Here is a 25485-nt window from a genome sequence, read left to right on the forward strand (position 1 = left end):
TAATGGAGGTTTTTTAAATGTTGATATCCAGGTTTAAATCTGTCTGGTTCAGTGTTTTGCTGATATGGGCAATGATGATAATTTTTTCTGTGGTACCTGTTATGGCTAAGACCGTTACGGATCTTGCTGGAAGAACCATTAAGGTTCCGGACAACGTGGGGCAGATTATCGCCCTGCGTGGAGCTTTGAGTATTGTATGCTATCTTGATCTGGTCGACCGGGTTGTCGGGGTTGAACATCATGAAGCGGTCTCTAACCGGTGGGTTGGATCCCAGGGCCGTCCTTACCGCATGGCCAACCCGCAACTGGGGAATCTCCCGGTTATCGGCTCCCGTAATAAACCCCAACCCGAGAAGATAATCAAGCTGCATCCTGATATAATTTTTATCGGCAGCGGGGCGGTGCGAATGGCGAAACAATTGCAGCGTCAGACTGGAATTCCTGTGGTTGTGCTTGATCTTGGTGATTTGGGCGCGGGTCGTAAACGATTTCTCAAATCATTGCAACTGGTTGGAGAGCTTTGCGGAAAAGAGAAGCGCGCTAACTCCTTGACAGGAAAAATTAAGGAATGTCTGGTTGATCTTGAACAGCGGACTGGTGGTATTGCTCTGGGAAAGAGAAAGAAGGTTTATCTTGGGGGTATCCAGTTTAAGGTGGCGCACGGCATTCTGGGCACCAGCCGGGAGTATCCTCCTTTTCAACTGATCCATGCCGATAATGTTGTTGATGCTCTACCGATTACAAAAAAACTGGTTAAAGGACGTTTGTCAATCAAACGAGAGATTTTTATCAACCTCGCTCCCGAGGTGGTTTTTATCTGTGAAAGCGGCATTGAGCTTGTTTCCCGGGAGTTGAAAGAGCCTTTATACCGGGAACTTCCTGCGATCAGGGCCGGAAAGGTCTACGGTCTCATGCCCCATTATTATGCTACCGCTCCGGCCACTGTATTGGCAGAAACCTACTATATCGGCAAGACCTTATACCCTGATCGTTTTCAGGATATCGGGATCCCGGCGTTGTCTGATGCACTCTATACTTTTTTTGTCGGATGTCCGCTTTACAAAAAAATGGCAAAGATCTTTGGCGGATTTAAACCTCTGGCGGAACTTCAATGAACTCGATAAGAATTGCCTATCATTCTAACCGTCGGCGCCTTGTAATGATTGTAGTGGCTGGTGCAGTGCTTTTGCTGCCTGCTTTTGCTATGGTAATCTTGAGCGGAACTACCGATATTTCTGTAAATAGAATTTTCAATATTCTGTTTTTTGAAGATTCCGGCTCGGCCTTTTTGGTTGTCTGGCAGATCCGTCTGCCTCGTCTAATAGGGGCGTTGCTGGGGGGAACCGGTCTGGCCTTGGCCGGGGCCGTGCTCCAGGCGGTTCTGCATAATCCACTGGCTGCACCAACGACTTTAGGGATTGCCCAGGGGGCAGCTTTCGGGGCATCTCTGGGCATTACTTTAATAGGTACTGTTTCCGGATTACCGGGTTATCTCAATTTTCTGGATTCTACGACATTTATCAACCTGTCGGCTTTTGTTTTTTCCCTGCTGACAACCTTTGCCATTATCCTGCTGGCCCGGCTCCGCCGGGCCGGGCCGGAATCAATTATCCTGGCCGGGGTGGCTTTAAGCTCTCTGTTCATGGCCTGTACTACTTTCCTTCAATATTTTGCCGATGAAACCCAATTGGCTTTAATTGTTCATTGGACCTTTGGTGACCTGGCCCGGGCTTCCTGGTCCGATCTGCGATTGATGGCTGGTGTAATTTTTCTAACCTCTATCTATTTTTTCTTTAACCGCCATAATTATAATGCTTTGCTGGCTGGTGGTGATGTCGCCCGGAGTCTTGGGGTCAATGTTAACCGGCTGCGACTGATCAGCATGTTTATGGCTTCCCTGACAACTGCGGTAATCGTTACGTTTTTCGGCATCCTGGGTTTTGTCGGTCTGGTTGCTCCTCATATTGGACGCCGCCTGATCGGTTCTGATAATCGTTTGCTTTTTCCTCTGGCCGCCGTTTCAGGGGTTGTAATGTTGCTGGCCGCCGACCTGCTCGGCCAGTTTGTTCTTGACCCTGTGGCGCTGCCGGCCGGGGTTGTAACTTCCTTTTTTGGAACGCCTGTTTTTCTCTTTCTGCTTTTTGGCAAAGGGAATAACTGATGAGAATTGAAATCGATAGTCTTGCTTATAGATATGAGCAGAAGGTAGTTTTGGAAGATTTGACCTGTTGCTTAAATGCAGGTCAGGTACATATTATCCTGGGGGTCAATGGAGCAGGAAAATCGACTTTGATGAAATTGTTAAACCGTTTATTGAAACCCCGATCCGGTAGCATTCTGATGGCAGGTAAAGACTTGGCCGATCTAACTTTGAATCAGATTGCCAAGCGCATAAGCTATGTCGCGCAGCAACAGCAAAGATGTGAATTAACGGTTACGGATTATGTTTTGCTTGGCCGTAAACCCCATCTGAAATGGAACTTCGGAATTAAGGATGAAAAAATTGTCTTTGCCGTTATGAAAAAACTGGATCTTGGGGACCTGGCCCTTCGGCCTCTGGCTCACTTGAGTGGTGGAGAACTGCAGAAAACGATTATTGCCCGGGCATTGGTCCAAAAGCCGGAGATTCTGCTCCTGGACGAACCCACCAGTAATCTGGATCTGAAAAATCAAATTGAAGTTATGGAGATTATACGGCAGGAAACCGCCGAGTACGCACTGACCACTGTCATTGCTATGCATGATATCAATCTGGCCCTGCGCTATGCTTCCAGTTTTACCTTATTGAAGGGCAACCGGGTCATGGCTTCCGGCGGGATGGAGGTGATTACCCCGGATAACTTGTCAGCCCTTTTTGGTATCCGGATCAAACTTTACAGGCTAGATGGATATGTAACGGCAATTCCGGAATAAAAACTGTTAGGGACACGGAAAAAAATGATTATGAGATCGAAAGTTAAAAAAACATATCCATTTGCAGCCATTGTCGGACAGGAAGATTTAAAGCTTGCGTTGCTGCTGAATGCGATTAACCCGAAGATTGGCGGTCTACTGATCCGTGGAGAAAAGGGTACTGCAAAGTCGACTGCGGTCCGGGCGCTGGCAGCGTTGCTGCCCGATATCAGGGTGGTTGCGGGATGCCCCTGTTTTTGCGATCCGGATGACCGGGACAAAATGTGTGAAAAATGCAGGGAACAAGAATCCGAACATAAAATTCAACACCGTAAAGTCAGGGTGGTAACCCTGCCCCTTAATGCCACGGAAGACAGGGTTGTCGGTGGAATTGATTTCAGCCTGGCGGTCAGGAAAGGGAAACGTTCTGTTCTTCCTGGACTTCTGGCTGAAGCCAATCGGTCGATCCTTTACGTGGATGAGGTAAATCTTTTAGACGATCATATCGTGGACATCATTCTGGATGCGGCTGCTTCCGGAGAAAACCGGATTGAGCGGGAAGGAATCTCATTTAAACATCCGTCTTCATTTGTTCTGATAGGAACGATGAATCCTGAAGAGGGAGATCTGCGGCCCCAGCTTCTCGACAGATTCGGCCTTTGCGTTGATGTTGCAGGGGAACCGGAAATTGAAAAACGGGTTGAGCTGATCCAGAGGCGTGAGAGCTTTGATCTTGATTTTAAAGGGTTTATGAATCGGTTTAAAAAAGAAAATCATCAGGTCGCAAAGCAGATCGCAACGGCGATGGAATCTCTTGCCGGAGTCAGGTGTCCTAAACACTTAAGAACTTTTATTTCCGAGCTGTGCACAAAAAATATGGTGGCAGGCCATAGGGCAGATCTTGTCATGGAGCAGGCGGCCAGGGCCTATGCCGCATTGCAGGGGCATTTTGAAATCACCACGGATGATATTGTAAAGATTGCCCCTTTTGTGCTTGTCCATCGGACACGGGATGCGCAACAGTCTCCTCCTCCGCCGCCTCCACCGGATCAGTCTGAAGAAAAATCGTCTGAAGAGACGAATGCCGATACTGATGAAAATGAACGGAAACAGGATCAGATGCCTGAAACTGACGAATCGGATAGCGAACAGAATGAGCAGTCTGAAACAGGAAGAAATGAAGAACTGCAATCTTCCGGCGAACAGCCGGACGACCCGGATAAAACAGATGATCATGAGCAGCCTGGAGAAACAACATCTCCAGAGCAGATATTTGAAGTAGGCTCTACCTTTGCGGTAAAAAAAATTGTATCCCCAAGGGACAGGGTTTCCCGCCGTGGGTCAGGACGACGATCCCGTACCCGTGTTTCCTTAAAACAGGGGCGTTACATCAAGAGTGTATCCGGAAACAGGAACGATGATATTGCTCTCGATGCCACGCTGCGCGCTGCTGCTCCGCATCAGCTTGCAAGAAAAAAGGAAAACGGATTGGCAGTAGTTTTAAAAAAAGAGGATATCCAGGAAAAGGTCAGAGAAAAGCGGATCGGAAATTTTCTTCTTTTTGCCGTGGATGCCAGCGGTTCCATGGGGGCAAGGGGAAGGATGGCGGCCTCTAAGGGCGCAATTATGTCTTTGCTTCTCGATGCCTACCAGAAACGGGACAAGGTGGCAATGATCTCTTTTCGTAAAAACGAGGCTTTTGTCAATTTACCGCCCACTTCTTCCGTGGAGCTTGCAGGAAAACTTCTGGCGGAAATGCCCGTGGGCGGCAGGACGCCACTTTCAGCGGGATTGGCCGCAGCCCATGAACAGGTCAGGAACTATCTTTTACGGGATCCTTCTGCCCGGCCGATTGTAATTATCATCACAGACGGCAAAAGCAATGCGGCCATAGGGGATCAAAAACCGGTTGAAGAGACCTTTGACTTTGCCGTTAAAATGGCCGCGGATAAGCGTGTGGTCTATATTGTAGTCGATACCGAGGAACCCGGACTCGTTAATTTTGGTTTGGCCGGTCGTCTTGCCGGAGCGCTGGGGGCACGGTATTTTAGAATCGAAGAGCTTAAGGCTGACCAACTGGTTAATATTATCAAGGAGAAATAATGGGAAAAAACAAACTGGTTTATCCATTTGCAGCGATTGTCGGACAGGAAAACATGAAACTTGCCCTGATTTTAAATGTTATAAATCCAACCCTTTCAGGAGTTTTGATCCGTGGAGAAAAGGGGACTGCAAAGTCGACTGCGGTGCGGGCGCTGGCAGATGTTTTGCCGGAGATCGAGGTCTTTGAAAATGATCCGTTCCAATTTGCCCCAGAGGATGAATCCGATCTATACAGGGAATGTATGCTGGCCGCGTACGGCAAAAATATTTCTTCGCTGGAATCGATAAAAAAAGTGAAACGCAAAGTGCGCGTGGTGGAGCTGCCGGTTGGCGCCACCGAAGACAGGGTCGTAGGGACCCTGGATCTGGAGCAGGCCCTTAAAAAAGGTGAAAAACAGATTGAACCGGGTATTCTCGCAGCAGCCCACAGGGGAATCCTCTATGTGGATGAAGTAAACCTTCTGGATGATCACGTGGTGGATGTGCTGTTAGATTCTGCGGCCATGGGGGTCAACACCATTGAACGGGAGGGGGTCTCATTTTCTCATCCCGCACGCTTTACCTTGGTGGGAACCATGAATCCTGAAGAAGGAGAGCTGCGGCCCCAGCTTCTGGACCGGTTCGGGCTGTGCGTATTGATCGAAGGAGCCAGGGAACCCGAAGACCGGGTGGCTATTATGGAGAGGCGGGCGGCCTTTGATGAAGAACCTGCTGCTTTTTGTAAAGAGTGGGAGACCGCTTCAAAAGAACTGACCAAAAAGATTGAGCAGGCAATTACACTCTATCCAAAGGTAACCATTGAACGCCGGCTTTTGTTTGAAATCACTTCTTTTTGCCTTGACGTGGGTGTCGACGGTCATCGGGGAGACATCATCATGCTGAAAACAGCCAAGACACTTTCCGCCTGGAATGGCCGAAGGGAAGTAGTTTCCGCAGACATCGAGCTTGCAGCGGAACTGGTTTTGCCGCACAGGGTGCGGCGTCAGCCGCTCCAGGAGATTGGAGAAAATGTGAAAAACCTGCGGGGAACAAAATGATCCGGATAGAAAATTTGAAAAAATCATACAAAAATATTCATGCTTTAAAAGGGGTTAGCTTCAGGGTTCCTCCAGGTGAACTATTTGCATATCTTGGTCCTAACGGGGCCGGCAAAACAACAACCATCCGGATTTTAAGCGGACTTACCAGGCGCTCTGGAGGCGATGCCTGGCTGGGCGGTTTTCATATTGAAAAAGAAAGCCTCAAGGCCAAAAAACATTTCGGTATGGTCATGCAGTCGATTAATTTGGACCAGGAACTCACGATTTTTGAAAACCTGGATATTCACGGTCGGCTTTTTAATATGTCTTCTGCTAAACGGAGAAAAAAAATAGACGAACTCCTGGCCTATGTAGACCTTATTGACCGTAAAAAGAGTCTTGTAAAACAGCTTTCCGGAGGTATGAAGCGGCGCTTGATGATTGCAAGAGCGATGGTTCATTCCCCACGGATTCTTTTTTTAGATGAGCCTACAGTAGGATTGGATGCCGAAATCCGCAGGCGGATCTGGGGATTGATAAAAAAAATTCAAAATAGAGGTACCACCATCCTTTTAACGACCCATCAGCAATTCCCGACCAAAAGTAAGATAATATATTTAAATTATTAGTATTTTCTGATTAGGACTCGCAAAAATTTTTTTGAAAAAAAGCAATAATATCAAGTAGCTATGACCTCATCGGGAATTGCTGACGACCCATTATATTGAAGAGGCGGAATTTTTAGCAGATAGGGTCGCTTTTCTTGAACCAGGCAAGGGATTGAGAGCCGATAAGAAAAGGAGGTGATAAACAGGGTAGTATAAAAAAATATCATTATATCAGAAAAGATGCCGGCGCCGTTAAGGAACGGGGACGAAATAACTTCCACAAGTAGGCGCACAGATTTAGGTTAGGTTTGTTCGATCTAAAAGTATAAAAGTTGCAGGAATAGCAAGCTATTTCAAGATTTTTATACTTTATACGAAATGGAGGGTAAATTTGAGTCAGCGGGTCTAGAGGCAAAAGAGCCATGCGGCACAATTAACACTATTCTCTGCATAAATATGGAACTAACCCCAGGCGCCATGGTTCGGTCTGTTATGATGGCCACCGAAGCCAAAACTGCGGCACTTCAGGATCTTAATGTTAATTCCTGCTATTCGGACGGTCTTGCCACCGGTACCGGCACAGATCAGATAGCGGTGGCCTCCCGGCTGACCGGAAAAACACCTCTTACCGGAGCCGGCAAACATACAAAACTGGGTGAATTGATCGGAAGAACTGTAAAAATGGCGGTGGCCGGCGCCCTGGAGCTTCAAAATGGAATTACTCCTTTAAACCGTAGATCAGTACTGGTACATATTGAGAGGTTCGGCGCTGATGAAAAAGGTATAAAAGAAGGGATGTCCGTATTTCTTTCCAAAGAGCAGGCTGCGCTTTTAATGAATAATTTTGATTGCATTAATTCTGATCCCATAACCGTAGCGGCTGCGGCCGCTCTCGTGCATATGCGGGACAAGTTTATCCAGCGGATTCTGCCGGTAACCTGCCTTGTGGAAATATTTACCACTTACGGAGCACACCTGGCAGCAGCGGTATCAGGAAAATACGACCGGTTCATCTTGTATAAAAACAGGTTGCCTAACAAAAAAATAAGGCTGGAAAAGTCGGCTTTCCTGGAGTTTATTTATTGCTGCATGGCTATGGGGTTTGAGGAAAAATGGAAAAAAAATGAGAAACCATCCGGATTTAGACAAGTGCGCCGGTCAGGCAATTCGGGAGGCATCATAGATATTCCTTTGAATTAATCCATTTTTTCTTGACTTAAATAGACTTTTCTTTCATGATGAACGTATCTATACAATGTAGCGTACGTACCTTTCGTAAGGAGGATAGCGATGAAAACAATTACAGCAACTGAATTAAGAGGAAATATATACAATCTGCTTGATGAAGTATTAAACACGGGCATCCCGATTGAAATTAATAAGGGAGGCAGAAAACTGAGAATCGTGCCCGCAGGCAAGACAAACAAACTGCAAAATTTAGTTTCAAGGCCAAATGTGATTAAAGGAAATCCGAACGATCTTGTAAGTATTAGTTGGGAAAAGGAGATAAATCTTGATTTACCTTGATACTCACATAGTCGTATGGCTGTATGCAGGAAAAGTAGAAAAGTTAAGTGAACCGGCCAAGGAACTGATAAATGACCATGAAGTCTTTATTTCATCTGTAGTACGTTTGGAGTTACAATATTTGTTTGAAATTCAACGTATCACAGATGAGGCCAATGAAATCGTATTTGATCTATCAGATCGAATCGGACTTAAAATATGCGACAAAAGCTTTAATACCATTGTAAGCAGCGCTTTAAATTTTTCCTGGACCCGTGATCCATTTGACCGCATTATTGTTGCTAATGCAATGATAAATCAAAATATTTTGGTGACAAAAGATCAAAATATTTTAAAAAATTATGAAAAAGCAATATGGTAAGCCTTTTGACCCCTATTTCAAAAATAAAGTTGGTAATATTTATAATTTTTATTCTTGCCGGTGGCTGCATGCAAAGCAAGTCCAAGGTTGAGGCTATTGATCATGATTCGAAAAAACAACGGACTGAAAATAAGTTGAAAATTGCCTTTATCCATTTGAATGTCCGGCACAAGAATTTGGAGGCAAACCGCCAAAATATTATTGAGTTGAATCGGAAAGCAGCCAACCGGGGCGCTGATCTGATTTTAAATCCTGAACTGGCGGTTTCCGGATATTCTTTTTCATCCAGGGATGATATTGCCGAATATGCAATATCAAAAGACGATTGCCTGCTGACCTCTTTATCTGAGATAGCAAAGGCGCATAGCGCCTATATTATAATCGGCCTGGCAGAACGTGATGACGCAACATGGATTTATTACAACAGCGCCATTGTTATTGATCCGGCCGGCCGCCGGATATGCACCTATAGAAAGATAAATGCTGAATCACGCTGGTCATGTCCTGGCCGCGCGGACCAGAAGGGTTTTTTTGATACACGCTGGGGCAGGGTAGGGCTGCTGATTTGCTCTGATACTTATTATGGCCTGTTGCCCCGTTCCATGGCTTTAAAAGGTGTTGACCTGCTGCTGGTACCTGCTAACTGGCCGCCGGGTGATCTTGATCCCGGAGATTTATGGCGTGCCAGAGCTATGGAAAACGGATTTTTCCTGGCTGCATGCAACCGCACCGGGCAAGATCTTGTAATGGATTGCCGTAAATCGGCCTCATATCTTTTTGATCCGGCAGGTGATCTTCTTTTTGAAGGGAGGCATGAAGATTCCCGTTTATTTATGGCTGAAATTCCTCTTGATAAAAACGGAAAACTTGCAGGAATTAAACGGCAAACTATTCTGGCAAAGCGGAACCTATTGTTTTACCGGTCAATCTATCTTGACCGCCGGCTTGTCAGTGATCTGACGGATTATTATGAACTTCCGCAGCCCGGAACCTTGAATCTTGAACTTGTTGTGCCTGAAGATGGAAAATTTGACGCGGCATCGATTGAAAAGAATATGGTAAAATATAGAAATAAAGGCCCGATTTTTTATCTGCTGCCGGAAATGAACGCCGGTGATTTTAATTTGAGCAAAGTGAAAAGACTGGCTGAAAAATATCAAACCGGCTTTGCAGTTGCAGTAAAACGCAGCAAGGGTTTGGTAGATTATATCCTGGTTACCTATGATGAAATCCTGAAATATACTATTGGAGATTCCGGGCAGAATACCGAAATTCCTTTTCCTGTTATTAAATCCGGAACAGCCAAAATTGCAATAGTCCCTTTTGAATATTTTAAACATCCGGAGCTTGCCCTTGCGCTGGCCAAGACCGGGTGTGATCTGGTTCTCTTGCCCCTGGATCAGCTTGATTTTAAAAAGAGACTTTCAGCAAGAATTAAAACCACCGAAAATATTGCCGTGGCTGTTTGCGCCAATAACGGGGCAGCGTTTTATATGCCGCCAGAGGGGCACCTGCTATGGAAAAAAAAATTATTCAAGGGTACTGGAATATTTTCATGCGAAATTGATACGGTCAAAACCAGGAAAAAAAGTTTTCAGGACAGGGTCGATTTTGAGCTGATTTTAGGCGCCGGCGGGTGAAGTTGGGATGCAAAGATGCAAAAATGCCAAGTTATTTTTTATCGAGCCCTATGGGAGATTCCTTAAATCGCGCCTGGCTGATAAACTTGACTTAAGTTAAGGACTTAATTTAATTTTGATGCACTCGTAAAAAGCTGCTTTATGCCGCTTAGCCGCATCCTATTAAATTATTTTACAAAATTACAGATATTTGTTATAAAAATATTGTAAAATATATAGCCTATAATATTTGGGCGTTTTTTTATCTTGAGTTTCGTGTTGAATTAATAGGGAACCTCGTGTGAATCGGGGACGGACCCACCTCTGTAACCGGGAACGAAACCTGCAATCGGCCACTGGATAAATTCCGGGAAGGCGCAGGAAGTAGGATGATCCGGAAGTCAGAAGACCTGCTCATGATATACAGAATATAGGTTTGGTTTTTAAGGGGAATAGTAAGAACCGAACATAAGCTATCGGGTAAAGATGGGAATCCCGAAGCCTGGTTTATTAACCGGACTTCGGGATTTTTTGTTTCAGGGTACAGGTTTAATTTTTCACAATTATTAAGGAGGCAAGTATGTGTGGTAATTGGTTGAAAATTTTATATTTCAGCGGAGTCATCAGTACCATGATAATTGCTGACGTCTTTGCGGGTGAGCAGGCTTATGTCATGGACGAAATGGTGGTAAGCGCCACCAAAGATGAAAAAAAAGTATTTGATGTGGCAGCGCCTATGGAGGTGGTTACATCAGGGGAAATTGAGAAAAACACACCAACAACTCCGGGACAGGTTTTACAAAGACTGCCAGGTGTTTCCATGTCAACATCGGGGATATGGACAACCATTCCCACCGTCAGGGGATTAGGTCTGAGCCGGACACTTGTTTTGATTGATGGAGTTCGGGAAAGCAATAATATCTGGAGGCAATCAGATCCGATGGCTCCTATTATTGATATGGGAGAAATTGAAAGAATAGAAGTAATAAAAGGCCCTGCTTCGGTCTTGTATGGCACCGATGCTTTAGGGGGCGTGATAAATATCATTACCAAAAAGCCCTCTTTTGCGCTTAAGGATGAATGGACTTTCAGCAATTCAGCGGAAGGCCTCTATTCTTCAGTTAACGAAGGCTGGTACGGCAGATACCGCTTGAGCGGAGGCGGATACGGATTTGATTTTATGCTGAGCGCTGCGGGCCGGGACAATGATAATTATGAGGATGGCAATAGAGATGATGTAAATAATTCACAATTTAAAAACCAGTCTTTTGATTTGAAATCCCATTATTATTTTAATCCGGATCATTTTGTAACCTTGACCATAAGGGATAATGAGATTGATGATATGGGAGTTACGTTTAAACCGGATTCTCCTTATTTCCGTTATACCGAATATGATAACCAGACCTATAAATTAGCCTATGATGGAAAAAATATAGGTTTTTTTGATTCCATCCATTTTGATGCTTTCCATACAGAGCAGGAAAGAAGAGTTGAGGGAAAGGCCTTTTCAGATGCCAAGCCGATGTATTCTTTGAAAACAAGCCATGTTAATACACACTCAAGCGGTGTCAACATGCATAACTTTATTAATATAAAGGGAAACCAAAGGCTGCTTACAGGTTTTACTTATTCACATGAAACATCAAACTCAGACGAAACCTTAAAGAGCTTTAAAATTGCAAATGATGCGCAAGCACTAAATCTGGATTTTGAACCGATACCCGATGCAGAAACTGATTTGTATGGCATTTTTGCCCAGGATGAAATTTTCATTGGTGATAAAACCACCCTGACCCTTGCAGTTAGATATGATCATATTGAAACGTCCAGCAAGGACTTGCCGTTTAAAGTTGTAAAATATACCCCGGGAGGGCCTGTAGAAACATTGGATAATATTGAGGTGTCGGATGAAAAATTCGATGCATTTACTTATAATCTTGGGCTGTTATACGCATTGACCCCCAATATTCATCTTACGGCCAATGCCAACTCAGGATTCAGGGCGCCTACGATTATGGAGCTGTATGCCATCCGCTGGGGAGCAACAACGGCTTATTATGGAAACCCGGAGCTTGATCCGGAACAATCATATAATTTTGACCTTGGCGTTAAACTGAATTATCAGAGATTCAGAGGCATGTTTAATATTTATTACAATCAGGTCAAAGACCTTATAAGTGCAAAAATATTTCCCAATGACTTCTGGATGGGCAAGAAAAAAGAAATCTATATCAATATAGCCGATGCGGAACTCTATGGTTTTGAAGCTTCCTCCGAATATGATCTTCTCGAATGGATGACGCTTTTCGGCAACCTGGCCTACGTTACAGGTGAAGATACTGAGAACGATGACTATTTAATAGATATTCCGCCTTTAAATGGTTTGGCAGGTGTAAGGTTTCATTTGGAGAATGGCAAGAAAAAATACTGGCTGGAACTGGAAGCACAGATTTTTGACAAGCAGGATCACACGGCTCCCTGGGAGGATGATACAGCAGGCTATTCCGTTTTCAATATAAGAAGCGGAATGAAACTCCCTGCCGGTTATTTTGAAAATATTACCCTTACCTTAAATGTTGAAAATCTTTTTAATAAACAATATCATGAGCATCTGAAAGTGAAAGATAACCATAGTCCTTGCCCCGGCCTGAATATCCTGGCCGGCCTCAAGATTGAATTTTAAAAGGATTTATTATGTTAAAAAAATGTCTATTAACAATAATTGCAATTGCGTTATCAGCAATATCAACAACTGTTTATTCCATGGCTGCCAATCCATGGCCTGAATTTTACAGTCAGGCGCCTGAAATTCTGATCATTGATCCCATGGCCGTGATGGCAGGTTCAATGCCCGAAGGGGCAAACATGCTTACCATTAAATTGACAGATGTGGCTCTTTACAGTGGTCGTATCTGTCCCAGCATGGCTGCCGGATATATGCTTACAAAAAAGGCCATGGATGCTCTTTATCCGAACAGCATCCCTCAACGTGGGCAAATCCGTGTTTCCGCAACGGCTGCTGCCACTGAGCTTATGGAGGTTACCTCATACATCACAGGAGTACGTCCGCTTTACGGCCGTGGTGAAATCAATGCTTGCGACCTGGTGATTGATCCTTCTTTAAAACCAAAAAAATACGGTCAATATGTAATGGTGTTTCAACGCAAAGATACAGGAAAAGCAGTAAAAGGAGTTTATAATAAATTTAAACTCATTCCTGAAAAAAAAATAAAAAAAATAAAAAAAATTTCAAAAAAAATATTACAAGGCAATGCTTCACCCCGGGAAAAAGAAAAAAACTGGAGCATACTTAATACCATGGTAGAAAAAGTCCTGATGGAAACTCCTGAGGGCGTAATAGAAATTATACCCATGGAAGGGTACCAATTCCCTGAGTCTCCTGAAAAATGACACAATTGAGGTAAAAAAAATAGAACATAATGAAAAAAAGAGATTGTTATTTAACAAACACTAGAGCCAAGGCATGCCTTGTCTTTAAGGTGATTTTTTTATTTTTGTTTTTCTTAAATCCTGCCGGGATATCTAAATTTGCCATGGCTTCTTCCTTGCAGGCTCCATTACACCTGAAAATTGCCGCAGTTGACGGACACAGCACCATAAGCATGATCAAAATGTTTGTGGAACACCCAACGTTGGGAAAAAATGTTGTTGCTGAATATGAATCTGTCAGATCCCCGGACCTGATCGCGGCCAAAGCCATCTCGGGCGAGGTTGATTTTATAATTATGCCCACCAATATGGGGGCAAAATTATATAATAAAGGGGTTCCTTGATGCAGTTTGAGATTTGTTCCAACCCTGGCTGCCAAAAAGGATTTGGAGACCTTTTTTCAGATTCTATTTGAATTTTCTCCGGAAACCATCGGCGGCAGGATACCTGATGCGGATTTCTATTTACAAAAATAATCTTACTGTTGCTTTTTCTCTGCTGGTTTTACTTGCGCTATGGAAAATACTCTCTTTATTGGTGGATGCAGCGATTATCATACCCTCACCGGAAGAGACACTTAAAGCCTGTTTTACGCTGCTGGTTCAACCCGATTTTCTTACCAGGGTTTGGCATACGGTTGCAAGAAGCCTGACCGGATTTTTTGTTGCTCTTTTTTCAGCGCTCTTTCTGGGAATTATCGGGGGTGCTTGCAGACCCGCGTTTATTCTTTTCAAGCCGCTGGTGAGTATCACCAAGGCTACGCCGACCATGTCGATTATTCTCCTGGCACTGATCTGGCTGCATACTGAAATTGCGCCGATCCTGGTGGGCTTTTTGGTTATTTTCCCCCTGCTCTATACCAACATTGTGGAGGGTATCAGAAACGTGGATGGTAAATTACTTGAAATGGCAAGGATGTATCAGGTTAAAAAGAAAAGAATTATAGCTGAACTTTACCTGCCCTCGCTTTCATCCTATCTGACTGCGGGTGCGGCTACGGCTCTTGGATTGAATCTTAAAGTCATTATCGCAGCGGAAGTATTAAGCCAGCCCAAAAACTGTATCGGAACCAGCCTGCATATGGAGCAGATCAACCTGAATACGGCCGGAGTATTTGCCTGGACGATTATTGCTATTCTGATATCCTCCTTTTTTGATTACTCGTTAAATTTTTTGCGACAAAAAATCAGTAGTGTCCGGTTAAGTTTTTGCATATAGCATTTGCTCTTTGATAATCAGATTATTAGACCATACGTTTTTTTCGTCAGTACGTAATTCGTTCTGGATGGTATTTCTAAGCTGACGAATCCTCTTTATTGATACAGGTTCATTAAACTGTTCATGGCAGTATATGGCCATAAGCAGGTAGGTTATTAACCCCGCAAGGATTTGAACCATCAGGCCATATCTACTGTGAGCAATCAAGTGGTACACTTTTAAATGTTTCTTCCACCATTTGAAAAAAGTTTCGATATCCCATCTAAGCTTATAAACGGTTGCAACCTGCTCGGCTGTAAGATCATAACGATCAGTTGCCACAAAATATTTGACACCGGCAATTTTATAACCAACCAGTCGAACCGGCTTTCTGGTCTGGTTTACCCCAGGAGTGCCAAGAAGAACCACAGCATCATAAAAAATATAGCTGTCGGGATCAACAGGCTGCTCTTTGATAATAGTTCTTGTTGTTTTCGCTTTGATGCGGCAAACAAAATGTTTTTTTTCATCCTGAAGAAGATCAAAATCCTTATGTGATTGATACCCCCGATCCATGATTCCTGTTTGGCCTTTTGTAAGGATAGACCTGACAAAGGGGCGTTCAGCGCCATTTCCATTTGTCAGATGAATTTTTATAGGAATCTTGCGATTGACATCAAAGCCGAAATGGCCTTTTGCTTTTTTAGCGCCTTTTCTGTAATCAGCCCAGTACATGGACAGAACTGCATCAATTAAAGATCCATCAATGGAAACGAGTTCACCGAGATCTGAATAATTTGATGGTAAAGCATTTTGTGCCTGGCTGCAAAGAGCTTGAAAAACATATTCAAGCTGTTCAAGCCCTCGAGAATTGATAATTTCGGAAAAACTGCTACGACTGATCCCTCCATCTGGAGCGACACATTCTTTGGCAAAATCGTCTTCTTTAAGGTGTTGAATAAGATCACGAGCTGATTCATGTTCTTGTAGATGGAAAAATATCAGTGCGTGAAGCTGATCTTCAAAAGTCATTTTCAATGGCCTGTGACCTCGGGATTTAAGCTGTGGCGTGTCAGGAAAAATCTTTTGCAAAGGTTTGAGAAATCGAGCATGAGATTGGGGATTAAAATTCTTTTTTGGGATATTGAATATGTCCATTTTTGTCTTAACTCCTTGTTATAATTATATTTTATAACAAAACGATAAAAAATTTTTATTTGGTTTGTCAAGTAAAAAATGAACATTTTTCTAATTTTTTTATCCCATATAACATGCAAAAACCTAACCGGACACTACTGACAAAAAATAGAAAAATGGAAATAATCAGGACAAATCAATAATGCCTTTTACTGTAAATAAAATAAGCAAGCGTTATGACGAGCTTGAAGTGCTGGCAGATATTTCATTTGATGTAGACGATAACAAAATTGTCTGTTTGCTGGGGCCGTCAGGCTGCGGCAAGACCACCCTGCTCAATATTTTTTCAGGAATTACAACACCAGATGCCGGCAGCCTGACCGGGTTTACGCCGGATAATACCTGCTATCTTTTTCAGGAACCGCGGCTCTTGAAATGGAAGACCGTTGAGGAAAATATTGATTTTGTATTAAAGGATAAAATGACACCGGAACAAAGAAGGGATGTTATCAGAAAAAACCTTGAAATTGTAGGACTATGGGAGTACCGGGATTTTTATATTTCCAAATTAAGCGGCGGCATGAAACAAAGGGTTGCAATTGCGCGGGCATTTGCCTTTCCTGCCGGAATAATGTTGATGGATGAGCCTTTCAAGTCCCTGGACCTTGATCTGAAAGCATCCCTGATTAAATCTTTTACCGCACTTTGGGGCATAAACCAGCGCTCTGTTTTTTTTGTAACCCATGACATCCACGCTGCCTTGATACTGGGAGATGACATTTTTGTTTTAAGTGAAAAGCCGGCCCGGATTCAAAAATATATTCAAAACAGGGTGCCCCTCGGCGAACGTAATTTGCGTAACCCCGATATCCTGGAAATAGAAAAACAATTATACGATCATTTTTCATACTTCAGGTAATACTGAAAAATAGAAAAAATTGTTGATACTTGCAGGGGCAACCCTTGTGGTTGCCCCTTATCGCATGATTAATTTATAAAGGGCAACCACAAGGGTTGCCCCTACTGACCATACAAGGTGGTAAATAAAATATGGATAATTTTATCAAGATGGCAAACAAATCAATTATGGAGGCTCTTGACAAACTGGGATCGAAAAAAGGCGATTCCGGAATGCTTGTTATTACCAATGCAGTATATGGACAGATTGATAATAATCGATCTGTTCCGTTAATAGATACAGTCTCGGAGTTAACCGGCTGCACCCCGGGCAGAGGCTCTCTGCTGGGGGCATTGACTGACTGTGATACACCGGTCTGGTTTTCCATCCGAAAGAATACCGGCAACACGATTTTTATCAAATGGGAAAATACGGAATTCAAAAGCCAGATTTTTGATGCCTCTCCGGCCGCACTTCTGGAGTACGAAAACTGGAAAAACATTGCCAAAGGACTGATCGGCCCCAAGACTTTAAACCAGGTCGGCAGCATTGGTTCTCTCTGGTTCCGGAAGGTGCCCTGGTATGTGCTGAAAGGAGCCGAACTGCACGGCGGCGCCTGTCCCGGAAATTTTGCAGGTTTTTTTGTTCATCAATATCTGGAACAAAATTTACCGCTGGGCAATAGTGATCATTACCTCTTTGTTTTTGCTCCTCCCACATGCGGGATGGATATCCTCCAACTGATCTATGCCTCATCTGCCGGACAAAAACAGATGTTTTCCATGCAGTTCGGGGCAGATAAACTTGCAGATTATATCTCTGAAGATGTTGTCACTTTTGCCACCGTAATTCGCGTTAACCAGGTTCAGGATACCTGTGAAGGGGTCATTTTGGGATTTGATATAAAAAAAGCATCCAGGGATGCCGGGGTCGATTTTGAAACATTCTTTCCAATGGGACTCAAATCCAGTCCTCTTTTCGGTTTTTCCAGAACCAAAGTTTCTCATTATCTGGCCGGCCTCGGTTTTGATGAACAGATGAGCTACATCTCGGAACTTAAAAAGTTTGCAGGCAAATCATCCATGGCGCAGCAAATTACAGGAGCGGGAAGTGATCCATACAAAGTGATATTTTCTATCTGATATATCAAAAGGATCATGCCCCATTTCATCCCCTGTTTAAAATTTTATGGAGGCAGCCCCTATAGTAAGGGGCAGGGAGATTCAATGAACAAAGACATCTTAATGGTCATTACTATAATGTGCGGTTTTCTGTTGTCTGTTTTTGCACAGGATGTCGCGTGGGCAGGCATTGCTGACAAAATAGAAAAGCCGGTTAAAAAATCGATAGAGATAAGGCAGAAAACTCAAAAAAAAGAAGATCAATGGGCAGACAAAAAGGCGGAACTTATAACTGAATATAAAAATCTTTGCCTGGAAAACGAAAACCTGATTATTGAAAACGGAAACCTTAAAAAAGAGTTCAAGGCCTGCCAGGAGGATATCGCCTCCCTTAAAGCAAAGATAGCGGCTATAGAGGTAATCTCGAATGAACTTGAACCATACCTGGCAAAGGCCCTGGAACGACTTGAAACATCAGTCCGGACCAGCCTCCCTTTTTTGGCGCAGGAGCGTAAAACACGGCTGCAAACGCTCAGAAAACTTATAGAAAAACATGATGCTTCGGGCGCCGAATTGTTCAGGCGCATAATGGAAGCAATACTGGTTGAAGCGGAGTACGGTAATACAGTGGAAGTATACCGTGAAAAAATTGATATAAATGAAAAACAGATTATGGCCTGTATATTCAGGCTGGGCAGGGTGTCTCTTTTTTTCAAAACCCCCGATAACAGGCTGACAGGATATTTTGATCCCGGCGCAGGCAAATGGGTGGAACTTCCTGAAAAGTATAACCGGGAAATAGGCAATGCTATTGAGATTGCAGCCAGAAGAAGATCAATAGAACTGGTAACATTGCCGGTTGGAAGGATTATAGCCAAATGAAGATTTTTATCGGTATTATTAAATTCATATTAGTGGTTTTTGTACTATTCATTTATGCAGCGCCGTCTTATGCAGAAGATTTACGTATTGATGTCATGGAGGCTGAAAAAAAAAGAGCGGAAGTGCTGCAAAAGGCAAAACTTGAGAAAGAAAACGCCGCCAAAGAGGCTGAGGAAAGCAGAAAAAAAATCCTGGCGGATAAAAATGAACTCCTGAAAAAAATTGCTGAAATTAAAGCCGCGAACAGAGCCCTGGAAAAGGATAATTCTGATTTTGAAAAAAAAAATACCAGACTTGAGCCAATCAGGGCTGATTTGAATGAAAAATTTTCCGGCATGGAAGCCATGATATATGAACTTACAGGACAGACCCGTATTGCAGCCAAGGATCTGGATGACCTGTTGAGCCGGAGTCTGCATTCCGCTCTGACGCCCGGAATTTTTGAAAAAATAAAACCTGTTCTGAATAAAACCATATTTCCGGGGATGAATGATATAAAAAACATGACGGATATTCTCTTTGATGAAATAAAACAATCAGGGGAAGTGAATATACAGGAAGGTACAATTATTAACAGATCCGGAGAAGAGGTCAAGGCGGATATCCTTACACTGGGAAACTTTACGGCCGCATACCGGCTTAAAGGGAAAGAAAAGGAAACCGGTTTTCTCATATTTTCAGACAAGAGCCGCCGCCTGTTTGCCCTTTCAAAACTCCCAGGTTTTTCCTTAACTTCAAAAATAAAAAAATATATGGAAGGAAAATCAGATGCGGTTCCCATAGACATGTCCCATGGAGCGGCCTTAAGGCAGTTGACCCACAAGGCAGACCTTAAACAGCAGATTATGAGCGGCGGTCCCATTGTCTGGCCTATATTGGGAATAGGGGTGTTGGCATTTATGATTATCATTGAGCGTTTTATCTTTTTAAAGCGAGTCCATATAAATGCCGACAAAATGATGACAAAGGTCAACAACCTGGCAAGTCAAAAAAAATGGGACGAATGCATTAACCTGTGTGAAAAAGGACAAAACAGACCTGTGCCGAGAGTCCTTCTGGCCGGTATAAATTCAAGAGACGCAGGCCGTGAAGATATGGAAAATGTCTTGCAGGAAGCAATTTTGCGGGAGATACCGAGGATCGAAAAATTCATGTCGACCCTGGGTATGCTGGCGGCTATCGCGCCCCTTCTTGGATTATTAGGCACGGTAACCGGAATGATCAATACCTTTCACGCCATAACTTTTTACGGAACCGGGGATCCCAAAATGATGTCCGGCGGCATTTCAGAAGCCTTGACAACAACCATGCTGGGCCTGGGGGTTGCTATTCCGATTATGCTGTTTCATACTTTTTTAGGTCGCAATGCAGAGATCATAATCGGGCAGATGGAAGAAAAGGCGGTTGCGCTTACAAATATCGTTTGTAAGGGCCGGGTACAAACCAATTCCTGAGGAGGATAGATTGATACTGATTATCAGGGAACAATTGCTGGATACTCTGAATTATTTTCATGACGGCGGGATTGTAATGCTTCCACTGTTATTATCATCCGTAGTGATGTGGGCCATGATAATCAACAGGATGCTCTATCTTGGGGCTCTTGAAAAATACGATATCATACGTCATGAAGCCAAAGAGTACATCCTGCACGACAGGCTGCCGGATACCGGGAAATACAGAGGATTAAGAGCGCGTTTTGTCTCAATGTTTTTAAAAAAGCGGTGCGGGAAATCCGAAATAGACCAATATATTCTTGATGAAACCGTCATGTCGGTAAATACAATGCTCGATCAATACCTTGCCTATATCGGTGTTCTGGCTGCCGTATCACCCTTTTTTGGTCTTTTGGGCACAGTAACGGGAATGATGGCTACTTTTGACATAATTTCCGTGTTCGGCACAGGCAACGCCAAGGCCATGGCCGGCGGTATTTCCGAAGCCCTGATCTCAACCCAGACCGGCCTGCTTGTGGCTATCCCCGGGTTATATATGCATAACCTTCTTGTACGCAAGGCCGGCCGGCTAAAACAGAGGGCAGCTTCCACAGGTTATTATTTAAGGAGATTTGTTTGATGTTAAACATAAGCGCGGCAAGAAAAGGAAGAATTAAATCCGCGGAGCTTAACATGGCTCCATTAATAGATATGGTATTTATTCTGCTGATATTTTTTCTGGTTACCACCAGCTTTGTAAAGGAAACCGGTGTCGATATTAACAGACCCACCGCCGGCTCCGCCGTCAGCAAGGAAAAAGCCGGCATCATGGTCGCTGTAACTGCCGACGGACGGGTTTATATTGATAAACACGAAATTGATGTGCGGGCTGTGCGGGCCAACGTGGAAAGAGCGCTTGCTGAAAATCCTGAAAGCCAGGTGCTGGTCATCGCAGATAAGGAGAGCCTGACAGGCACGGTTATAATGGTTATGGACGGGTGCCGGCTTGCCGGAGCTGAGAATGTAAGTTTGGCAGCAGCTCTGCCGGGGGACTGATGGAGTATATTTTATCAAAAAAGAGATCGCTTTTTTTATGGTTTGCCGGGATTGCGGGATCTCTGGTTTTTAATATTTTTCTGTTTAGCATCATGCCTTCCCTGGTTGGTAAATCTTCATTGAAAAGGGTTCAGGATGATATGTATCTATCCGTAAACATGGTCAGGATAAAGCCGCCAAGGAAACCGCCTCCTGAAAAACAAAAGAAAAAAATTGAACCGAAAACAAAGCTTCTAAGCGTACAAAAGCCTTTATTTCACAAAAAAATAAAAATTGAAAAGATTCCTTTTGAAATTAATGCCAAAATTCCATCCGGTCCGGTAACATTAACCTCGCCGCCGGCTGTGCAGTTTGATTTTTCTGACATAGGCCTGAAAGATTTTTATGAAATTGGAGAAATAGACGGAACCCTGGTGCCGATAGTTCAGGTTCAGCCGGTTTATCCCATGCGTGCCAAAAGTATGGGGATTGAAGGATGGGTTAAGGTAAAATTCCTGGTAAACCGGAAAGGCCTTGTCGAAAATATAAAAATAGTAAAAGCTGTGCCTGAAGGTGTTTTTGAAAAATGCGTTAAACGCTGCCTGGCCGCATGGCGTTTCTCTCCTGGAACGGTTGAAGGAGAAACTGTTAATACACAGGTTATTACTACTATCAGATTTAGTCTGGAATAATAACAGATGGTACGTTTTTTTAAACTTGCTTATATTATACTCTTTTACACTATATTCTTTTACATAACGCAGAGTATAACTGTATATGCCGGTAAAGATGCAGGTAAAATTCCGTATTCCGTAAGCAGTATTCTTTTTAAAACACAGCAGTTGCTGGCAAAGGATAAAACCTCCGAAGCGCTTAAACTGCTTGAGGATTTTCAGGCAAAACAGCCGGCTGATTTAAAACCGGGCGGCAAGGATCCAAAAGGTTACCAGCATTATTATATTAATTTTAACATCGGTAACTGCTGGCTCACTCTGGGTAATATAAAAAAAGCATCGACATTCTACAGGGCTGCTGTAATAAATAACCCGGAATTTACACCTGCCTGGCTGAACCTTGCAAAATGTTACTATGACCTGGAAGATTATAATGAGGCCGGAAATTGTTTTCTCAAAGGTTATGAAACAGCAGAAGATAAAACTCCTGAAGTACTCTATTACAGCGCTGTTTCATTTATGGCGGCCGGAAACAACAAAAAATCCCTGGAAATATTTGAAAACCTTTTTGCAACGTATAATGAGAAAATCAAGCTTGAATGGAAGCAGGCCCTGGCGCAGCTTTACCTGTCAACCGGCCAGGCACTCAAAGCCCTGCCGTATCTCGAAGAGATTGCCGCAGAAGTTTCCGGTAAAAGCAGGAAAGAGTGGCAGAAGATTCTTCTTTATCAGTATATATCATTAAACATGAAATCAAAATCCCTGAAGTATGCAACTTTCCTGATAAACGAAGACCCGGTAGAACCGGAGTGGTGGAAGATATTACTCCATATTCACCTGACGGATGAGCGCTACCGGGATGCGCTCTCCACATTAACAATTTTAAGTTATATCCGGGAATTGACAGTACAGGAAAAAAAGTTGCTGGCTGATCTTAATCTTAATCTCGGCATACCGGTAAAGGCTGTTAATTATTACGAAGAACTGATTGCAAAAAAAAAGGATTCCAAAATATATGAAAAACTGATTTCAGCCTGCCTGGCGCTCCATAAACCCTACAAAGCCCTTGAAATAATTGATCATGCCCTGAAATATAAAAGAGAGAAAAAAATATGCATGCTTAAAGGCCGGATTCTCTTTGAACAGGAAAAGTATAAAGAATCGTATCAGCTTTATCAAAGGGTAGCAAAAGAAATGCCGCACCCGGGCTATCCCTGGTTAATGGCCGGTTATTCCGCATGGTATCTGGAAGATATGACCAAAGCCGCTTATGCCTTTAAATCTGCTGCCAAGTATCCAAAATATAAAAAAAAGGCCGAAAAAGTGATAAAAAGTATCGAGCACAGGGGCAAATTTTAATTATAAAACATTTTTAGAGCTAATACCATAGCTAATCGCTCCGTTATCGTTCAAAACCTGCGTAGGGGCACGATGCATCGTGCCCATATCAGTACGCCTCCATCAGATTTTTTCCTATTACCCATTACACCCATTACACCCATTATACTATGCAGTTTACTATATAAAAAGATAATTTTTTTCATAATTTGGATAATAAACCTCACACTGCGCTTATTCTGTAAAAGATGATTATTTTTGTCATGGATATAAAAATACTATAAATACAATTAATTATATCTATTTACTAAAAAATAGTATGCTGGTGCTAAGATTCAAATAGTGTAACGCCTTACCCCCGAATCAATGACAAAATAATGTAACGCCTTGGCTGGATTTTATCCCGCCGCTTATCCAGCTGAAATTTAAAAAGTACCCAGCTTATCCCGCCGCATTACCCGGCTTTTGAAATTATATTTGCAACGATCAAAATAACATGTTATATAAGGGTGTTGCAAAGTAAAAAAACTTTTATAATAAAATCAATTAGTTAACCTAGAAAAACCCCATTTTTCCATTATGACATAACTATTTGTTTTAACTACCGATAATAACAATCTTTGCAACACCCTTTATATGTCGAAAAAATTCGAAAAAGCTAAATTTACAGGATTTGCACTTTGTCTCCAATTGGAGACATTTTCTTTTTGTAGCCGCATTAATTACGCCTAAGTATTTTATTTCAGATGATAGTCACTTTTTTTACTCTCAAAATGATCATGGATATTTTTAAAATTACGATGGTCAATATCAGAAAGTTGTAAATTTTTATCCGCCAACAATTTACGTCCAACCAGCATGGAAATATAGTGGGATGCGTATGGAAGAAAAATCGGAGGATTGGCCATACTTGGGCGCTTTCGTTCGTTTTCAACATGTCTGAATATCATGGTTGCCAAAAGCGCCTGGGCAGCGTTTAGCTCATTGAAAATAACGTTGTAGAGCTTTCCAAAATGTTCTTTTCTGCGAAATTTTGCCTGCTGCGGCCTTTTTCGCCAGATGGCAAGCACCGACTCGGCAACAATGGAACTGGTGATAACAGACGAACCGCCGCCACCTTCTTCGCGTTTGCGTTTGTAAGTGAATCCAAGGTCTTTGATGCCTATTTCAAGTTGTTTCTGAATTTCGTCATTAGACCGCAGATCCCGCAAATCCACAGGATTCTGGCTGTTGGTTGCGTAAGTGATATCACGAACAAAGTCTTGATCATCCTCTGACAGTTCATAAATATGAAGCAATACATATACATTTTCAAACGATTCATCAAACAACTGTTTCTGAGAAGGATAGAGCGTTTGTTGGATTGTTTTACATGTTTGTCCACCATTAATAATCTGCATGCCTTCCAGTTTTAGTTGATAGTTTTCTCCTTGCAGCGCATTATGACGGAATTTTTTGCATATCATCGTAATTCCATTATTCAAAAAGTAAAAATTCCCCTTTTTTTCTTTATTAACAAGAGTTTCATGAATAGCCGAGTTGACGCGATTGGAATGTAACCCGAGATAACGTCGAACATTTCGTTCCAATAACAGATCGCTGTGTCGGTTAAAAAATTCAGCAATCTCAGTCACAGCTACTTTCCCAACCAGAACCCGACGGAAATTGAAGTCTTCAATAACAGCTTTACCCTGCAAATAAACAGAATCATCTACCGTTTTTTTGCGTTGCAGGACATCGACAATACTGTCATGATTGTAATGAATCCAAATTACCTGATCATCAGCAAAGCCTGATTGATCAATCCAGTTTTGCGCCTGATCGTTCCACTTTGCACCATTATTGCAAAAAACAACGCGCACAGTTGGAATATAACCGTCACGTACAAGAGAACGAATTTCTTCTACCCTGGGAGCTATTCTGTCATTCAACTCAATTTTTTTTGCCGGATCAAAAAGAGTTGCCACTGTGTTAACAGCCTTTTGGACTCCATTTTCCGGGAAATTAGCAACCCCTCTCAGGTCTTTGACCTTATATTTTCCCTGAAAAATTGTTACTGCAAATTCTCCGTCATCAACTTCACTGATGTGAATACCATCTACTCCTGCGTCGTTTCCGCCTTCAGTGAGTAGTGTTAAGTTGCACATTATTCTGGCATTAATTTCCTAATTAAATTGACCAGACT

The 25485-nt window shown here is 42.9% G+C and carries 24 protein-coding genes and 1 riboswitch; of the genes, 22 read left to right on the forward strand and 2 right to left on the reverse strand.

Annotation, left to right across the window (positions count from 1 at the left end; translation table 11 throughout):
- Positions 1-17 precede the first annotated feature (17 nt).
- The 14 genes from BuS5_RS08455 (at position 18) to BuS5_RS08520 (ending at position 14800) form a co-directional block, all read left to right on the forward strand.
- The gene (locus tag BuS5_RS08455) at positions 18-1115 is read left to right on the forward strand and encodes an ABC transporter substrate-binding protein (protein ID WP_051374688.1); all 1098 of its coding nucleotides are present in this window, start codon (positions 18-20) and stop codon (positions 1113-1115) included.
- A complete protein-coding gene (locus BuS5_RS08460; protein ID WP_035264983.1) occupies positions 1112-2161 on the forward strand; it encodes a FecCD family ABC transporter permease in 1050 nt (349 codons plus the stop codon). The genes BuS5_RS08455 and BuS5_RS08460 overlap by 4 nt, the downstream gene beginning before the upstream one ends.
- A gap of 50 nt (positions 2162-2211) precedes the next feature.
- The gene (locus tag BuS5_RS08465) at positions 2212-2913 is read left to right on the forward strand and encodes an ABC transporter ATP-binding protein (RefSeq protein ID WP_274428144.1); all 702 of its coding nucleotides are present in this window, start codon (positions 2212-2214) and stop codon (positions 2911-2913) included.
- Between the two features lie 30 nt (positions 2914-2943).
- Entirely contained in the window at positions 2944-4995 is a 2052-nt protein-coding gene (locus tag BuS5_RS08470) for a putative cobaltochelatase (protein ID WP_027353596.1), read from the forward strand.
- The gene (locus tag BuS5_RS08475; RefSeq protein ID WP_027353595.1) at positions 4995-6032 is read left to right on the forward strand and encodes an ATP-binding protein; all 1038 of its coding nucleotides are present in this window, start codon (positions 4995-4997) and stop codon (positions 6030-6032) included. The genes BuS5_RS08470 and BuS5_RS08475 overlap by 1 nt, the downstream gene beginning before the upstream one ends.
- The gene (locus tag BuS5_RS08480) at positions 6029-6643 is read left to right on the forward strand and encodes an ABC transporter ATP-binding protein (RefSeq protein WP_084445798.1); all 615 of its coding nucleotides are present in this window, start codon (positions 6029-6031) and stop codon (positions 6641-6643) included. Before BuS5_RS08475 ends, BuS5_RS08480 begins: the two co-directional genes overlap by 4 nt.
- A 357-nt stretch (positions 6644-7000) precedes the next feature.
- Positions 7001-7822: an adenosylcobinamide amidohydrolase gene (locus tag BuS5_RS08485; RefSeq protein ID WP_051374687.1), complete on the forward strand. Its 822-nt coding sequence runs from the start codon at positions 7001-7003 to the stop codon at positions 7820-7822.
- Positions 7823-7912: 90 nt separating this feature from the next.
- Positions 7913-8149 carry a type II toxin-antitoxin system Phd/YefM family antitoxin gene (locus tag BuS5_RS08490; protein ID WP_027353594.1) on the forward strand — a complete coding sequence of 79 codons (237 nt, stop codon included), beginning with the start codon at positions 7913-7915 and terminating at the stop codon, positions 8147-8149.
- Positions 8136-8510 (forward strand): type II toxin-antitoxin system VapC family toxin, encoded by a 375-nt coding sequence (locus tag BuS5_RS08495; protein ID WP_027353593.1) that lies wholly within the window; start codon positions 8136-8138, stop codon positions 8508-8510. The genes BuS5_RS08490 and BuS5_RS08495 overlap by 14 nt, the downstream gene beginning before the upstream one ends.
- A gap of 68 nt (positions 8511-8578) precedes the next feature.
- Positions 8579-10150 (forward strand): carbon-nitrogen hydrolase family protein, encoded by a 1572-nt coding sequence (locus BuS5_RS08500; protein ID WP_198012222.1) that lies wholly within the window; start codon positions 8579-8581, stop codon positions 10148-10150.
- 231 nt (positions 10151-10381) lie between these two features.
- A riboswitch (cobalamin riboswitch) is annotated at positions 10382-10561 on the forward strand.
- Positions 10562-10760: 199 nt separating this feature from the next.
- Positions 10761-12815, forward strand: coding sequence for a TonB-dependent receptor plug domain-containing protein (locus BuS5_RS08505; protein WP_274428145.1), 2055 nt, complete (start codon positions 10761-10763; stop codon positions 12813-12815).
- A gap of 11 nt (positions 12816-12826) precedes the next feature.
- The gene (locus BuS5_RS08510; protein WP_027353590.1) at positions 12827-13543 is read left to right on the forward strand and encodes an FmdE family protein; all 717 of its coding nucleotides are present in this window, start codon (positions 12827-12829) and stop codon (positions 13541-13543) included.
- Between the two features lie 143 nt (positions 13544-13686).
- Entirely contained in the window at positions 13687-13926 is a 240-nt protein-coding gene (locus BuS5_RS08515) for a hypothetical protein (RefSeq protein ID WP_035264979.1), read from the forward strand.
- Positions 13927-14032: 106 nt separating this feature from the next.
- Positions 14033-14800, forward strand: a complete 768-nt coding sequence (locus tag BuS5_RS08520) for an ABC transporter permease (RefSeq protein ID WP_035264975.1) — start codon at positions 14033-14035, stop codon at positions 14798-14800.
- On the opposite strand, the gene BuS5_RS08525 is transcribed toward BuS5_RS08520, so the two are convergent.
- Complete coding sequence (locus BuS5_RS08525) at positions 14783-15937, reverse strand: IS4 family transposase (protein ID WP_036019371.1); 1155 nt, start codon at positions 15935-15937, stop codon at positions 14783-14785. The genes BuS5_RS08520 and BuS5_RS08525 overlap by 18 nt on opposite strands.
- A 181-nt stretch (positions 15938-16118) precedes the next feature.
- Between BuS5_RS08525 and BuS5_RS08530 the strand changes: the two genes are divergently transcribed.
- The 8 genes from BuS5_RS08530 to BuS5_RS08565 all read left to right on the forward strand — a co-directional run bounded on the left by BuS5_RS08530 (position 16119) and on the right by BuS5_RS08565 (position 23321).
- Complete coding sequence (locus tag BuS5_RS08530) at positions 16119-16835, forward strand: ABC transporter ATP-binding protein (RefSeq protein WP_027354801.1); 717 nt, start codon at positions 16119-16121, stop codon at positions 16833-16835.
- A gap of 131 nt (positions 16836-16966) precedes the next feature.
- Complete coding sequence (locus tag BuS5_RS08535; protein WP_027354802.1) at positions 16967-17956, forward strand: hypothetical protein; 990 nt, start codon at positions 16967-16969, stop codon at positions 17954-17956.
- A gap of 84 nt (positions 17957-18040) precedes the next feature.
- The gene (locus tag BuS5_RS08540; protein ID WP_027354803.1) at positions 18041-18817 is read left to right on the forward strand and encodes a DUF3450 domain-containing protein; all 777 of its coding nucleotides are present in this window, start codon (positions 18041-18043) and stop codon (positions 18815-18817) included.
- Entirely contained in the window at positions 18814-20271 is a 1458-nt protein-coding gene (locus BuS5_RS08545) for a MotA/TolQ/ExbB proton channel family protein (RefSeq protein ID WP_035266265.1), read from the forward strand. Before BuS5_RS08540 ends, BuS5_RS08545 begins: the two co-directional genes overlap by 4 nt.
- A gap of 10 nt (positions 20272-20281) precedes the next feature.
- Positions 20282-20893 carry a MotA/TolQ/ExbB proton channel family protein gene (locus BuS5_RS08550; RefSeq protein ID WP_232223112.1) on the forward strand — a complete coding sequence of 204 codons (612 nt, stop codon included), beginning with the start codon at positions 20282-20284 and terminating at the stop codon, positions 20891-20893.
- Entirely contained in the window at positions 20893-21309 is a 417-nt protein-coding gene (locus BuS5_RS08555; RefSeq protein ID WP_027354806.1) for an ExbD/TolR family protein, read from the forward strand. The genes BuS5_RS08550 and BuS5_RS08555 overlap by 1 nt, the downstream gene beginning before the upstream one ends.
- Positions 21309-21980, forward strand: coding sequence for an energy transducer TonB (locus BuS5_RS08560; RefSeq protein WP_051375100.1), 672 nt, complete (start codon positions 21309-21311; stop codon positions 21978-21980). The genes BuS5_RS08555 and BuS5_RS08560 overlap by 1 nt, the downstream gene beginning before the upstream one ends.
- A gap of 6 nt (positions 21981-21986) precedes the next feature.
- Complete coding sequence (locus tag BuS5_RS08565) at positions 21987-23321, forward strand: tetratricopeptide repeat protein (protein WP_027354807.1); 1335 nt, start codon at positions 21987-21989, stop codon at positions 23319-23321.
- A 716-nt stretch (positions 23322-24037) separates the two neighbouring features.
- Here the strand turns inward: BuS5_RS08565 and BuS5_RS08570 are convergent.
- A complete protein-coding gene (locus BuS5_RS08570; RefSeq protein WP_274428146.1) occupies positions 24038-25447 on the reverse strand; it encodes an AIPR family protein in 1410 nt (469 codons plus the stop codon).
- Positions 25448-25485 lie beyond the last annotated feature (38 nt).

This window comes from Desulfosarcina sp. BuS5 (assembly GCF_028752835.1).
Taxonomy (GTDB): domain Bacteria; phylum Desulfobacterota; class Desulfobacteria; order Desulfobacterales; family BuS5; genus BuS5.